This is a genomic window from Caballeronia sp. LZ003 (genome assembly GCF_031451465.1).
Lineage (GTDB): Bacteria > Pseudomonadota > Gammaproteobacteria > Burkholderiales > Burkholderiaceae > Caballeronia.
Genome location: NZ_JARUXJ010000004.1, coordinates 500,921 through 515,298, shown reverse-complemented (window position 1 = coordinate 515,298; position 14,378 = coordinate 500,921). Strand labels below are relative to the sequence as shown.

Annotated in this window: 13 protein-coding genes; 5 read left to right on the top strand and 8 right to left on the bottom strand. The window is 59.8% G+C overall.

The features are described from left to right. Nucleotides 1-60: 60 nt before the first annotated feature. The 8 genes from QCE79_RS26435 to QCE79_RS26400 all read right to left on the bottom strand — a co-directional run bounded on the left by QCE79_RS26435 (nt 61) and on the right by QCE79_RS26400 (nt 9,358). Nucleotides 61-1,470, bottom strand: a complete 1,410-nt coding sequence (locus QCE79_RS26435; RefSeq protein WP_309848902.1) for an aspartate aminotransferase family protein — start codon at nt 1,468-1,470, stop codon at nt 61-63. Nucleotides 1,471-1,515: 45 nt separating this feature from the next. Further along, nucleotides 1,516-2,994 carry an NAD-dependent succinate-semialdehyde dehydrogenase gene (locus QCE79_RS26430; RefSeq protein WP_309848899.1) on the bottom strand — a complete coding sequence of 493 codons (1,479 nt, stop codon included), beginning with the start codon at nt 2,992-2,994 and terminating at the stop codon, nt 1,516-1,518. Nucleotides 2,995-3,124: 130 nt separating this feature from the next. Then, nucleotides 3,125-3,601 (bottom strand): Lrp/AsnC family transcriptional regulator, encoded by a 477-nt coding sequence (locus tag QCE79_RS26425; RefSeq protein WP_250467287.1) that lies wholly within the window; start codon nt 3,599-3,601, stop codon nt 3,125-3,127. Between the two features lies 1 nt (nt 3,602). Beyond that, nucleotides 3,603-4,625 (bottom strand): N(2)-acetyl-L-2,4-diaminobutanoate deacetylase DoeB, encoded by a 1,023-nt coding sequence (doeB, locus tag QCE79_RS26420; RefSeq protein WP_250510142.1) that lies wholly within the window; start codon nt 4,623-4,625, stop codon nt 3,603-3,605. 4 nt (nt 4,626-4,629) lie between these two features. After that, on the bottom strand, nt 4,630-5,847 hold the full coding sequence (doeA, locus tag QCE79_RS26415; RefSeq protein WP_309848895.1) for an ectoine hydrolase DoeA: 1,218 nt from the start codon (nt 5,845-5,847) through the stop codon (nt 4,630-4,632). An 11-nt stretch (nt 5,848-5,858) separates the two neighbouring features. After that, nucleotides 5,859-6,872 (bottom strand): cyclodeaminase, encoded by a 1,014-nt coding sequence (locus tag QCE79_RS26410; protein WP_309848893.1) that lies wholly within the window; start codon nt 6,870-6,872, stop codon nt 5,859-5,861. Then, nucleotides 6,872-7,840: a hydroxyectoine utilization dehydratase EutB gene (gene eutB, locus QCE79_RS26405; protein WP_309848890.1), complete on the bottom strand. Its 969-nt coding sequence runs from the start codon at nt 7,838-7,840 to the stop codon at nt 6,872-6,874. The genes QCE79_RS26410 and eutB overlap by 1 nt, the downstream gene beginning before the upstream one ends. 93 nt (nt 7,841-7,933) lie before the next feature. Then, nucleotides 7,934-9,358, bottom strand: coding sequence for a PLP-dependent aminotransferase family protein (locus QCE79_RS26400; protein WP_250467292.1), 1,425 nt, complete (start codon nt 9,356-9,358; stop codon nt 7,934-7,936). A gap of 215 nt (nt 9,359-9,573) precedes the next feature. On the opposite strand from QCE79_RS26400, the gene ehuB reads away from it, so the two are divergent. The 5 genes from ehuB (at nt 9,574) to QCE79_RS26375 (ending at nt 14,352) form a co-directional block, all read left to right on the top strand. Next, nucleotides 9,574-10,428, top strand: a complete 855-nt coding sequence (ehuB, locus tag QCE79_RS26395; RefSeq protein WP_309848885.1) for an ectoine/hydroxyectoine ABC transporter substrate-binding protein EhuB — start codon at nt 9,574-9,576, stop codon at nt 10,426-10,428. A gap of 57 nt (nt 10,429-10,485) precedes the next feature. After that, nucleotides 10,486-11,169 carry an ectoine/hydroxyectoine ABC transporter permease subunit EhuC gene (gene ehuC, locus QCE79_RS26390; RefSeq protein WP_309848882.1) on the top strand — a complete coding sequence of 228 codons (684 nt, stop codon included), beginning with the start codon at nt 10,486-10,488 and terminating at the stop codon, nt 11,167-11,169. Then, nucleotides 11,166-11,834: an ectoine/hydroxyectoine ABC transporter permease subunit EhuD gene (ehuD, locus tag QCE79_RS26385; RefSeq protein WP_309848880.1), complete on the top strand. Its 669-nt coding sequence runs from the start codon at nt 11,166-11,168 to the stop codon at nt 11,832-11,834. The genes ehuC and ehuD overlap by 4 nt, the downstream gene beginning before the upstream one ends. A 67-nt stretch (nt 11,835-11,901) precedes the next feature. Further along, nucleotides 11,902-12,726 (top strand): ectoine/hydroxyectoine ABC transporter ATP-binding protein EhuA, encoded by an 825-nt coding sequence (gene ehuA / locus QCE79_RS26380; RefSeq protein ID WP_284503357.1) that lies wholly within the window; start codon nt 11,902-11,904, stop codon nt 12,724-12,726. A 69-nt stretch (nt 12,727-12,795) separates the two neighbouring features. Beyond that, on the top strand, nt 12,796-14,352 hold the full coding sequence (locus tag QCE79_RS26375) for an FAD-dependent oxidoreductase (protein WP_309848877.1): 1,557 nt from the start codon (nt 12,796-12,798) through the stop codon (nt 14,350-14,352). Nucleotides 14,353-14,378 lie beyond the last annotated feature (26 nt).

Sequence of the window (14,378 nt, the reverse complement as noted above, 5' to 3'; positions counted from 1 at the left end):
GCTCCCGTTAAAGGCTGTCGGTGCCAACAACATGAGCAACGCGCATTCCACTCCGGACCTTCAACTCGCAACGGTCGATCCGATCACGTCATTAGCCACCGCGTCGACCGCCTGCTTGACGATGCCGACTATCTCATCCACTTCGGCACGCGTCGTGACGAGCGGTGGCGCAAAGCCGAGAATATCGCCGTGCGGCATGGCTCGCGCAATCACACCGCGCTCCAGAGCCGCTGCCGATACCTTCGGCCCGACCTTGAGCGCCGCATCGAAAGGTTTGCGCGCGTCTTTATCGGCCATGAATTCGAGCGCGGCAAGCATACCCGCGCCACGTACTTCGCCCACTAACGGATGCGAATCGAATGCCGCGTGAAGCTGCGCATGCAGATAAGCACCCGTTTCCGCCGCATTCTGCGTGAGGTTTTCACGTTCGAGAATGTCGAGGTTGGCCAGCGCAGCAGCCGCGCAAATGGGATGACCCGAATAGGTCCAGCCGTGTCCCATCGGACCATGCTCTCGCGAGCCCTTGTCGATCACATCCCATACACGTTCGCCCACGATCACGCCCGACAGCGGCGCATAAGCGCTCGTGAGGCCCTTAGCCACGGTGATGAGATCCGGCTTGATGCCGTAATGCTGCGCGCCCATCTTCGAGCCGAGACGTCCGAAGCCGCACACGACTTCATCGGAGATCAAGAGGATGTCGTGCTTCCTGAGCACTTGCTGGATAGCATCCCAGTAACCTTCCGGCGGCGCGATGATGCCGCCCGTGCCCATGACCGGTTCGGCGATGAACGCAGCGATGGTATCCGCGCCTTCCTTCGCGATCAGCTTCTCGAGTTCTTCCACGCAGTATGCGGTGAACTGCGCTTCACTCATACCAGCCGGTGCCTTTCGATACCAATGCGGACAAACCGTATGCCTCACACGATCGATCGGCAAGTCGAAGTGCTGATGAAAGCTCGGCAAGCCAGTGAGGCTGCCCGTGACGATGCCCGAGCCATGATAGCCCCGTTCGCGCGAGATGATCTTCTTCTTGTTCGGGCGACCCAGTACGTTGTTGTAGTACCAGACGATCTTGACCTGCGTTTCGTTGGCATCGGACCCGGACATGCCGTAGTACACCTTCTTCATGCCTTCCGGTGACCACGCGACGATGCGCGACGACAACTCGATGATCGCATCGGTCGAGTGGCCGACATAAGTGTGATAGTAAGCGAGCTTCTTTGCCTGCTCATAAATGGCTTCGGCCACTTCGGTTCGACCGTAGCCGATGTTCACGCAATACAGTCCTGCGAATGCATCGATATAAGTCCGGCCCTGATGATCTTCGATACGAATGCCCTTGGCGCCCGTCACGATCTTGCCCGGCAACGCGCCGCTTGCATGATCGTGAGCGTGCGTGGACGGATGCATGAAATGCGCGCGATCTTCCGCGAACAAGTGTTCAAGCGATTGCTGTTGCTGGCTCATGTGCTTCTCCTTGAAGCGCTATGCGTGTACTTAACGTGCGTTGAATCAGGCTGCGCTCGAAAGCGGCAGACCCAGATTCCCTAAGCAAAAATATTTCGTTTCGACGAACGGTTCGAAGCCCTCCGCGCCACCTTCGCGGCCGAGACCCGATGCCTTCATGCCGCCAAAGGGAATGGGCGCGCCCGTGAACTTGACGCCGTTCACCGAGACCATTGCGAAGTCGAGCCGTCGCACCAACTGGAAGATCGTGTCGATGCGCGTGGCGCAGATATAGGCGGCAAGGCCGTATTCCGTATCGTTGGCGCGTGTCACGGCTTCGTCGAGCGTATCGAACGGAGAGATCGCGGAGATGGGCGCGAAGTTCTCTTCATCGTAGATACGCATGCCAGCTCTAGCATCCGCGACAACGGTCGGCTCATAGAACCATCCACCGAGCTCATGCGCGTTGCCGCCGACAGTGATGCGCGCGCCTTGCGCCTTTGCGTCTTCGATACGCGCAACGGTCGCATCGAAAGCGGCCTGATGCATGAGCGGACCGACATCGACATTCGCTTCGAACGCGCTGCCTACCTTCAGTGCCTTGACCGCTTCGGTATAACGTTGCACGAACGCTTCGTACAAGGGTCGCGCCACGAAGATGCGATTCGCGGCGCAACAATCCTGACCCGATGTCTGAAACTTTGCCCCAATCGCAACGCGCACCGAATGTTCGAGATCTGCGTCCTCGGTCACGATGAACGGCGCATTGCCGCCAAGCTCGAGTGCAAGCTTCTTGATGCCTGCCTGCGCCACGGCCTTTGCCACGAGACCTCCAACGCGCGTCGAACCGGTGAAGCTCACCGCACGCACGCGAGTGTCGCTCACGAGCGCTTCCATGGTCATCTGCGGCTCGCCGATCACGACGTTGAACACGCCTGCGGGAAAGCCCGCCTCTTCCGCGAGTTGTGCAAGCGCCATCGCTGAAAAAGGCGTTTCATGCGCAGGCTTGATGACAACCGTGCAGCCCGACGCGATAGCGGCCGCGGCTTTGCGCGTGATCATCGCCACGGGAAAATTCCATGGCGTGATGAGCGCCGCAACGCCGACTGGCTCCATGACCGTGCCGAGATGCGCGCCATCGATATGCGTTGGAATGGTGCGTCCTGCAAGGCGTTTTGCTTCGTCGGCGAACCATTCGATAAAGCTCGCGGCATATGCGATCTCGCCCTTCGCTTCGGCGAGCGGCTTGCCTTGCTCCAGCGACAAAATGCCGGCGAGGTCAGACTGATGACGCAAGATCAGTTCATGCCAGCGCATGAGAAACTCGCTGCGCTTCTGCTGGGGTGTCCAGCGCCACGCTTGAAACGCGCGGTCGGCGGCTCCGACGGCGCTGACGATCTGTTCGCGTTCGAGCATCGGCACATGCCCGATGACCTGCTGATCGGCGGGATTGACCACCGGGATCGACGCGGCATTGTTGCTATGTACCCAACGGCCGTCCACATAGCACAGCGACTTGAAGAGAACCGGATGTCCTAACAGCATGATGTTCGCTCCTATCGATTGATTCGCTCTTGACTCGGATTCGATGAAGTCACTTTAAGCTCATGCCGCCGCGGAATTTTTCGTTATCGCTTGCCACGCCTGATGTTTTTTCTGTTTCGATGTTCGCGACTCAAACTTGCGCCCACTCGGGCGGACCACCGCAATCGTCCTTGATGACCTTGGTCACGATATACGTGAAGTACTTTTCGATGCCGAGTTCCTCCACCAGCAACGAGTCGATGAAGCGCTGGTAGTGGTCTATGTCCCGCGCGACTACATGCAGCACGTAATCGACACCACCACCTGTCGCCACGCACTGCACGATCTCGGACGCTTGTTGCACGCGGTCTTCGAAGCGTCTCATGTCTGACGCGGTATGCCGCGAGAGCGTAACCTCCACGACGATACGGCTTCCCTTGAACGCCGACGTCCAGTCGATATTCGCCCGATATCCCTTTACTATCCCGCTTTCTTCGAGCCTCTTCACGCGCTCCCATGCAGGTGAGATCGACAGGTTCACCTTCTCCGCCAGACGCGACTTCGTAATGCGTCCGTCGCCCGCGAGGATGCGCAAGATAGCCAGATCGTATCGGTCGAGTTTGGTCAAGTCAGATCGTCACCGGTATGTTGCGTTCGATGATGTCGGCCACGACAGCCACCGTGTCCCCTGTTTGTACGAGGCCAGGAAAGTGCCTTGCCGCAAGCAGTCCCGCACGCTTTGCGCGATATTCGACCGGCGTCGCGCCAGAGCGCGTGATGTCATGAACACGCGCGAGCACGTCGCCCTCGGCCACCATGTCGCCAAGATCGCGGCACATCTCCAGCAAGCCCGCATGTTCGCTCGTCGTATAGCACGCGTCATCGGGCATATCGAGCAGCGTGGTCGTGCGCGCTTCGCCAATCACGCTTTCTTTGTCGATGATGCCCGCATGGGCGAGGAAGCCATACACGCCGCGTTCCGCGATGGCGACGCTAGCAGCAGTGGATGAACCGCCGCCACCGAGTTCGGTGGAGACGAACACCTTGCCCGCCTCTTCGGCTGCGCTGTCGTATAAACCGACGCTATCGAGTTCGAGCATGCGCATTGAATAAGGTGCGCCGAACGCGCGCATGGCGGCTTCGCAGCGAGCCTGTTGCCGTGCATCCGCCAACACGTGAGTCGCCGCGAACGGAAGAAAATCGAGCGTACGCCCGCCTGCATGAATGTCGAGAACGTAGTCCGCCAAGGGCAGCAAATGACGCTGAAAGTAATCGGCTATCTTCTGCGTCACCGTGCCATCGGGATGGCCCGGAAAGCTGCGATTGAGATTACCCGCGTCGATGGGCGACGTGCGCGTACCCGCGCGAAACGCCGGGTAATTCATGAACGGCACCACGATCACGCGGCCATTGATATCGCCGGCCTTCAACGTCGATGCGAGCTTCGACAACGCGATCGGCCCTTCATACTCGTCACCGTGATTGCCGCCCGTGAGCAACACGGTCGGTCCGTCGCCGCGCTTGATGACCGTGACCGGAATCATTACCGCACCCCACGCCGAATCGTTGCGCGAATACGGCAGCTTCAGGAAGCCGTGTTGTTCGCCGTCGGCTTCGAAGTCGACGGTCGGACTGATCGGTGACGCGCGCATCGTACTACTCCTTCACGAACAATTTGCGAGGCGTATTGCAGAAAGTCTCGACGCCGGTATCGGTAATCAGGATGCTTTCCGTGATCTCGAGACCCCAGTCATCGAGCCATAGTCCCGGCATGAAATGAAACGTCATGCCGGGTTCGAGGACCGTCTTGTCCCCCGGCCGCAAGCTCATGGTGCGCTCGCCCCAGTCGGGCGGATAACTCGCACCGATGGGATAACCGCAGCGGCTATCCTTCTCGATACCCGACTTGCGCAGCACCGCGAAGAACGCATCGGCGATGTCCTCGGTCTTGTTGCCCGGCTTCGCAGCGGCGAGTCCTGCTTCAATGCCTTCGACTACCGCCTTCTCGGCATCGATGAAATGCTGCGGCGGTTTGCCGAGATAAACCGTGCGCGATTGCGGACAGTGATAGCGCTTGAAACATCCGGCGATTTCGAAAAACGTCCCTGCATTTGCAGTGAACGCGGAGTCGTCCCATGTGAGATGCGGCGCCGCTGCATCCGAGCCAGTAGGCAAGAGCGGCACGATAGCCGGATAGTCGCCGCCATAGCCTTCGACGCCCGTGATGCCAGCGTCATAGATTTGCGCGACGAGGTCGCACTTCCTCATGCCAGGCTCGACCTTGTCGAGGATGCGCGCGTGCATCTTCTCGACGATGCGCGCCGCCACACGCATGTATTCGATCTCGCGCGGCGATTTCACCGCACGCTGCCAGTTGACGAGCGCGGTCGCATCCTTGAACTTCGCGTTGGGCAAGTGCTGAACGAGCGACGCATACGCCTTCGCACTGAAGTAGTAATTGTCCATCTCCACACCGATATGCTTCTTGTCCCATCCGCGCGCGACGATGACTTCAATCGAGAGATAGTCCATCGGATGACGAACCTGAGACTGCACGTAGTGATCCGGATATCCGACGATATTCTCGTGCGCCATGAACACCGTGCGCTTCGCGCCGTTCGCATCTTGCCCGCGACCGAACCATACCGGCTCGCCTTCCATGGCAAGCAGCACGCATTGATGCACATAGAATGACCAGCCGTCGTAACCGGTGAGCCATGCCATGTTGGTCGGATCCGTCACGATCATCAGGTCGATACCTGCCTTCTCCATTGCGCGTCGCGTCTTCGCCATGCGCGCGTCGTACTCGCCGCGATCGAACGGCAAGCGCACGACCGGCGCTTCGCCTCGCTTCTCTTGCTTGATTTCGGACATCGTCCCCTCTGTCAAAGCGTCACGTCGTTGTGAAAGATGCTTCCTGCACGCGTCGCGCGTGCTCTTGCAAGCGCAAGTGCTGCAATGGCCGTGTCCTGCGCGCCGGTGCCGGTGAGATCGCATACGGTGATGTCGTCATCGCTCATGCGGCCTTGCACTTGCTGCGCGATGATCTGTCCCAATTCGGCGAACGATGCATCGGCGGCGATAACCCCTGCGCTTATCGCGTGGTGCAGTTCGCCAAGTACGCGCGTTTGCTGCAAGCGGTCGCACACGTAGCGCGCCGCCTTGAACACGTCTGGCGCAATCTCGTTCTTGTGCTCGGCATCCGAACCCATCGCGGTGATATGCAAGCCCGCATGAAGATCGCGGGCGTGAATCAACGGCTCGCGGCTGGGTGTCGTGGTGATGGCGATATCCGCATGCCTGAGCGCGTGGCTCACGCTATCGGCGACAGCGCATTCAAGGCCCGCCGCTTCACAATCGCGCGCGTAGTGCAACGCGCGCTCGCCTTCGCGTGCCCACACGGTCACGTGATCGATGTCGCGTACCAGTCGCAACGCTTTGAGTTGAAGGCGCGCCTGTTCGCCCGCACCGATGATCGCCACGCGTTTGGCGCCATGTCTTGCGAGCCAGCGCGCGGCGACAGCACCCGCTGCCGCCGTGCGTACCGCCGTGAGATATCCGTTGTCGAGCAGCACGGCTTGCGTCAGTCCCGTGCGCGCCGAAAGCACGAGCATGAGACCGTTCAAGCTCGGCAAACCCAGGGAGGGATTGTTGAAGAAGCCAGGACTGACCTTGATCGCAAAACTCAGAAGACCCGGCAAATAAGCGGTTTTTACGTCGACTTCGCCAGCGTGTTCGGGAATGTCGAGGCGAAGAATCGGCGGCATCGCCACCGCTTCTGTCGCAAGCGAACGGAAGGCAGCTTCAATCTGTGCGATCGCATCGAGGTCGAGCGGCACGAGTTCGCGCAGCTCCGCTTCGCCTAGCAAAATGGTGGAACGATCGATTGAAGACGTCATCAAAGCGCTCCAATCAGGCGGCGGTGCGTATCGATATCGATGTTGCAACCGCTCACGACGATAACCACTGGCCCACCTTCTCGCGGCCTGATGGCACCATCCAGCACAGCTGCGATGCCAACGGCCGCTGCGCCCTCCACTACGAGCCGCTCTTCGCTATACGCATGTGCAATGCCGCGAGCAATCGAACGCTCATCGAGGAGCACCATGCGATCGATCAATTCACGTGTCATCGCGAACGTATGCTGGTTGTCGAGACCAATGCCGCCGCCGAGCGAATCCGCCAGCGTTTCGAGTTCATCGACGAGAACGGGTTTGCCCGCCTCGAGGCTCGCATGCATGGCGGCGCCGCGTTGCATGGATACGCCGATCATTTCGATGCCTGGCCTCATGCCTTTTGCCGCGAATGCCACGCCGCTGAAAAGACCGCCGCCCGACAGGGGCACGACGATAGCGGATGCGTCGGGAAGCGCTTCGATAATCTCCAGACCGATGGTGCCCTGCCCTGCAATGACGCGCGCATCGTCGAAAGGCGGTACGAACGCATAGTCTTCTTCGCGCACCAGGCGTTGCGCTTCGACTTGTGCATCGTCCTGGCTCTTGCCTGCAATCACGACGCGCGCGCCGAGCGCCGCGACCGCATCCACCTTGTTCGCTGGCACAAGCGATGACATGCACACTGCGGCCTCGATTCCCAGCGCGCGCGCCGCATGCGCGACCGCACGGCCATGATTACCCGTCGATGCCGTCACGACACGCTTGCACCCTGCTTCCGCGAGTTGCGCCAATGCGTTGGTCGCGCCGCGCAACTTGAAGCTGCCGGTAGGCTGAAGCGTTTCGAGTTTGAGGTAGACAGGTGCGTCTACAACGCGCGAGAGTGTCGCCGACTGCACGAGCGGCGTGACGAGCACACGCCCTTCGATGCGTTGGCGTGCGCGATAAACATCGTCGAGCGTGAGTGCGGACATGGCGCGATTGCATTGAGCAAGTGTCGGTGCAACCGAGTCTAATGTCCTAAAAAATCGTTTTGAATGTCCTAGTTCATTTCCGCGCATGCGAGGTTAGTTGAAGTCGTGCACGTGCGGAAATTGCTCGAAGACTTCGCGAATGGTCTCTATGGCCGTGCGAAAGCTCGCCTCGCCCACTTCCGCGCCCACGCATAGACGCACCGCATTGGGCCGCTCAGCGCCGCGCACGAGAAACGGATCGGGCGATGTCACCGCGATATTGCGGTTGCGCAGTTCGCGCGTGATACGTTCCGCTTCCCATTCATCCGGCACGCGCAGCCACGCAGAGAGCGCGTTCGGATGGCTGCCGAGCACATATTCTCCGAGCACTTCACGCACGACACTCTGACGCATCGAAAGCCGCTCGCGTTGTATCTGCACGAGACGTTGCGCCGTGCCGTCCATGATCCAGCGCGCGGTGACTTCGGCTATCGGCGAGGTCGCCATCCAGCTCGATACGCGCAACACGCTTTCCGCGCGCAAGGCAAGACGCCGTGGCACGGTCATGAAGCCCGTGCGCAAGCCGCTTAACACTGACTTCGTCATGCTCGTGCAATAGAACGCCAGTTCGGGGATCAGGCTTGCTATCGGCGTCTGCGCCTTGGCGGGCAACGCGCCGTAGACATCGTCTTCGATGACATACACGCCGTATCGCTCTGCAATGCGCGCAATGGCGCGCCGGCGCGAGTCGGTCAAGATGGCGACCGTGGGATTATTGAGCGTCGGTGTGCAGACCAGTGCGCTTACGCGCTCGCTGTCGCACATTTCCTCGAAATGTTCGGGACGTATGCCATGTTCGTCGATTTCCAGTCCCTTGAGCGTGAAGCCGAGCACGTTCGCGGAGCCTATGACGCCGTGATCGGTGAGGCTCTCGCAGAGCACGGTATCGCCCGGTCCGACAATGGAAGCAAGCGCCAGAAAGATGCCGTGCGCAGCACCATTCGTGACTAGGAGCGTCTCAGCGGTCGCAGGCATGTTGAGCGATTCGAGCCAAGCAACACCCGCTTGCCGATGATGCTCGAAACCCGCAATCGGACGAAACGCGCGTATCCAGGGCTGATCCTCGATGGTTGCAAGCGTCGCGCAGACCTTGCGCCACATTGCATCGTGTTCGGGCGTATGGACGATACGCGCAATCGAAAAGTCGACCACGGAGCGCTCGGCCGTATCGAGCATGTAGTTGGACATGGTCTCCGTCACGCGCGCCGCGACGAAGCTGCCGCGCCCGACTTCACAGCGAATCAGCCCCTGGCGCTCGAGTTCTTTATAGGCATTGGTGACCGTCTGCACGCTGATTTCCAGGTCCGCCGCGACCTCGCGTTGCGGCGGCAAGCGTGCGCCTGAAGCCAGTGTGCCGTTCTCGATATCCAGCGCCATCGCCTTGACGAGCCGCTTGTATTTCGACTGTACGCCTTGCACGGTGCGTACGGCCTCGCGCCATCGCTGATTCAATTTCCACTCCTCGTGCGCTTGACTCATGCGCAATAGTGGCGCAAAAGCTCCTTGAAAAATAATTGTCCTAGAGCAATCGGAACAAATATATGGCTTTGTATTCTGCATCGGTGGCTGCGCGGTAAAGCCTGTGAAGACCGCTTCCTATAAGGGTTTTCTCCATGACCGATCTAGCCGCAGCCTTCAAGGAACGCGCGCAATCGACCATACGAACGCTACCAACGCTATAAACGGAAAACGCTATGAAGACCAAACGACTGTCTGGAATGCTGGTGGCCGCATGCGTCGCCGCGGCGAGCTTGAGTGCCTTCAGCGCGGGCGCTGCCGCGGAAACCACCTTGCAACGAATTCAACGCACCGGCGAGGTGCGCATCGGCTATGCGAACGAAACGCCCTTCGCCTATACGACGGCCGACGGCACCGTGACGGGCGAATCGCCGGAAATCGCCAAGAAAGTATTCGCCAAACTGGGCGTCAAGAAAGTCGATGCGGTGCTGACCGAATGGGGCGCGCTCATTCCGGGCCTCAAGGCAGGCCGTTTCGATGTGATTGCAGCGGGCATGTACATTACGCCCGAGCGCTGCAAGCAGGTTGCTTTCGCGGATCCGCAATATCAGATTCCCGACACGTTGCTGACGCTCAAGGGCAACCCCAAAAACCTTCACAGTTACGCCGATGTCGCCAAGCAAGGCGACACGAAACTCGCAGTAATGGCCGGCACGGCGGAACTCGGTTATGCACGCGAGGCGGGCATCAAGGACGATCAGATTCTTCAGGTGCCCGATACCACCGCGCAATTGCAGGCCGTGCGCGCACGCCGCGCCGATGCAGCCGTTGGCACCTCGCTCACCATGAAGGGGCTTGCGACGAAGGGCGGCCCGCTAGTCGAAGCAACGAGCCAGTTCAACGACGACCCGAAGCATACGGGCTATGGCGCACTCGCCTTTCGCCTCGAAGATACCGATCTGCGCGATGCGGTCAACAAGGAACTCCATGCCTGGCTCGGCACGGACGATCATCTGAAAACGGTGGGACCGTTCGGCTTTGACAAGACGAATCTGACCACGAAGAAAGCGCCTGAACTTTGCGGCGGTTGAGCAGAGATACATTCAGTACAGGCGCGCGTCGCGTCGTTCATTTAGCGAGGAACCATCATGAGTGATCTCAATGAGCTATTGCCGCTGATGTGGAAAGGCACGCTCGTCACGATCCAGATCGCCGTGCTCAGCATCATGCTTGCGATCGTCATGGCGGGCATCGCAACGACGCTGCGCGAAGCGCCTTATCGTGCCCTGCGCTGGCTTGGCAATGTCTATGTCGAAGTCTTTCGCGGCACGTCCTTGCTGGTGCAATTGTTCTGGCTGTTCTTCGTGCTGCCCTTGCCGCCCTTCAGTATTCAGTTGACGCCCTTTACCGTGGCCATCGTTGGTTTGGGTTTGCATTACGGCGCTTATGGCTCCGAGATTCTGCGCGGCGCATTGCACTCGGTGGGAGGCGGACAATACGAAGCAGCACTGGCACTCAACATGCCGGCATGGGTCAGGCTGCGCCGCGTCGTGTTGCCTCAAGCCATGATCAACGCACTGCCGCCAGCCACGAACCTCATGATCGAATTACTCAAAGGGACTTCGCTCGTGTCGCTGATCACGCTTTCGGACCTGACGTTCCGCGCGCGACAACTCGATGAAGCGACCTTCAAGACAGCGGAAATCTTCGGGCTGACGCTGCTGATCTACTTCGTACTGGCGCAGATCATCGTCACGGTAATGCGTCACTTCGAGCGCCGTGTAAGCAGTCACGTCGCCGTTCGTCGCGTCGTGCCGAGGGCCGCATCATGACGACATTCGGTCAACTCTTCGATGTGAAATACGCGCTACATATCCTGCCGGAACTGCTGCACGCCGCGATATACACCATCGGCATCACGCTCGTGGGGTTTGCCATCGCGCTGGTGCTGGGCCTCATGCTCGCAATACTGCGACGTAGCGAGATCGTTTTCGTCTCGAAGGCGACGGCTTTCTTCATCGAGTTCATTCGCAGCACGCCGCTTTTGATTCAGGTGTATGTGCTCTTCTACGTCGCGCCGCTTTATGGACTCACCATGTCGGCGTTGATGGCGGGCACCATCGGCATTGCCGTGCACTATGCGTGTTACGTGTCGGAGGTTTATCGCGCAGGACTCAACGGCGTCGCGCGTGGACAATGGGAAGCGGCCTGTGCGCTGTCGTTGTCGCCCTGGCGCACGTATGGCGGCGTGATTCTGCCACAGGCCATTCGTCCCGTGATTCCCGCGCTCGGCAATTACCTCGTCGCCATGTTCAAGGACACGCCCGTGTTGTCAGCCATTACCGTGGTCGAATTGATGCAGCAGGCGAAGAACATCGGCTCGGAAACCTTCCGCTATCTCGAACCGATAACCATGACGGGCGTCTTCTTTCTGATCATCAGCGTGACCTTCGCTTCGGGCGTGCGTCACCTCGAACGGCGGGTCAGGTTGCCATGATTTCGCGCGGAGACACGATGGCTAACCCGGCGGATGGCGCACGGTAATGGAAATCAAGGAGCAACCGATGAAACGAGACCTCGACCCGTCGTTAGGCGAAGCCGCCGACGCGCAAGCCAATACGCCGATGGTGCGCTTTCGCAACGTGACGAAGCGATACGGCGCGCTTACCGTACTCGATGGACTCGATCTGGATATCGCGCGTAACGAGAAGGTCGCGATCATCGGGCCGAGCGGCTCGGGGAAATCCACGCTGCTGCGGGTGTTGATGACGCTCGATCCCTTGACCGACGGCGTGATCGAAGTCGATGGCGAGTCTCTCACGCATGAGATGCGCGGCGGCAAGCTCGTACCCGCGTCGCAACGACATGTGCGGCAAGTGCGCAGCAAGATCGGCATGGTGTTTCAGAGCTTCAACCTGTTCCCGCACATGACCGCGCTCACGAACGTCATTGAAGCGCCTACGAGCGTGCTAGGTCTTTCGAAGAAGGAAGCAATCGAACGTGGACGCGAGTTGCTATCCATGGTCGGTTTGTCGGAAAAATGCGGTCACTATCCTTCGCAATTGTCGGGTGGACAGCAGCAGCGCGTAGCCATCGCGCGGGCGCTTGCCATGCGCCCTAAAATCATGCTCTTCGACGAAGTGACCTCCGCGCTCGATCCCGAACTCTGCGGTGAGGTCCTCAATGTCATTCGGCGCTTAGGCTCCGAACATAACCTCACCATGTTGATGGTCACACATCAGATGGGCTTTGCAAAAGACTTCGCGGATCGCGTCTGCTTCTTCTCAGAAGGAAAGATCATCGAGCAGGCCGCGCCGCAGCAGTTCTTCACCGCGCCGCAACATGAACGCACCAAGCAGTTTTTGCGCGCGGTCACGGAGGCGCTCTAATCCAAGCATTCAGCTGGCAAGCGGTCCGGGAATTGCTTCCTGCTCCGGGGATAGACACCGGAGAGTGCAATGTCCCCTTCCCAGCATAAGGCCGCTCGCGTGGACGACTTGCCCACCGGGCACGGCACGCGTGTGTGCATCAAGCACGATGCGAGCGAAACACCGATTCTTCTCGTGCGCGACGGTCAGGCCGTGCACGCCTTTTCACCCGACTGTCCGCATGCAGGCGCGCCGCTCGAAGAAGGCGCGATCTGCAACGGCCGCATCGTTTGCCCGTGGCACAAGGGCACGTTTGAAATCAGTGATGGCAGTCTCGTCGAGCCGCCGGCGCTCAAAGGTCTGACGCGTTATCCGGTCACCGTGTCGAATGGCGATGTATTTGTCTCGCTCGGTGCCGAAGCGCCGAAAACGCAAGACGAGCATGGCGCGAATAAAACCATGCTCATCGTCGGCGCGGGCGCCGCAGGCGCCGCAGCATGCGCGGCGCTTCGCGAAGCCGGTTTCAGCGGGCGTATCGTGCTCGCTGGCGACGATGCACGCGAGCCTTACGATCGCACTTCGCTAAGCAAGTTCGTGCTGTCCGGCGACATGCCGCCCGACGATGTTCCACCCCTTCTCGACGACGATTTCTTCGACGCTCATAAGATCGAACGCGAATTGACACGCGCCGTGCGACTCGACGCGAGCAACAAGCAAGCCGAATTCGCCAGCGGTCAGACAGTCGATTACGACGCCGCGCTCGTTTGCACGGGCGGCACGCCCAAGCCGCTCAAGGCGCCGGGCTCGAATCTGAAGCATATCCATCTGCTGCGCAATCGCGAACATGCAAAAGAGATTCTTGCATCGCTCGATGCAGTGCAATCACCTGTGCGCGTCGTGATCGTCGGGGCGAGTTTCATCGGTCTGGAAGTGGCTTCGTGTCTTCGTAAGCGCAAAATTGAAGTCACTGTCGTCGCGCCCGGCAAGGTGCCATTCGCAAAGCAGTTCGGTACGCGCATCGGCGAGATGTTCAAGCGCATGCATGAACAAAACGGCGTGACGTTCCATATGGATACGCATGTCAGCGCGTTCGAAGGCGACGACGCCGTGCGCGAAGTGCTGCTCGAATCCGGCGAACGGCTACAGGCCAATGTCGTGATTGCGGGAACGGGCGTGACGCCGGCTACGGACTTCATCACTGGCGTCACGATGGGCGACGACGAAGGCATGGAAGTCGATGCGTCGATGCTTGCCGCGCCGAGTCTCTACGCAGCGGGCGACATCGCGCGCTTTCCGTTGCCGCGTGCCGGTGCAATGGGTCGCATCGAACATTGGCGCGTCGCCCAGCAACATGCGCGCGTGGCGGCGTACAACATGGCGGGCATCGCACGCGAATACATCGGCGTGCCATTTTTCTGGACCTTTCATTACGACAAGAACTTCGAGTATCTCGGCCACGTCAGCGAACCCGAACACGTCGAAATAGATGGCGATCTCGATCAGCAGCAGTTCATCGCTTACCTGCTGAAAGACGGCGAGGTTCGCGCGGTGGTCGGATGCGGGCATGAAGCCGCCATAGGCCGGCTTGCCGAAGCCATGCGCGAGCCGATCACGCTCGAAGCCGCACAGCGGGTTGCGAGTAGCTAAACGGTCGAAGGCGCGCCGCCCCATTG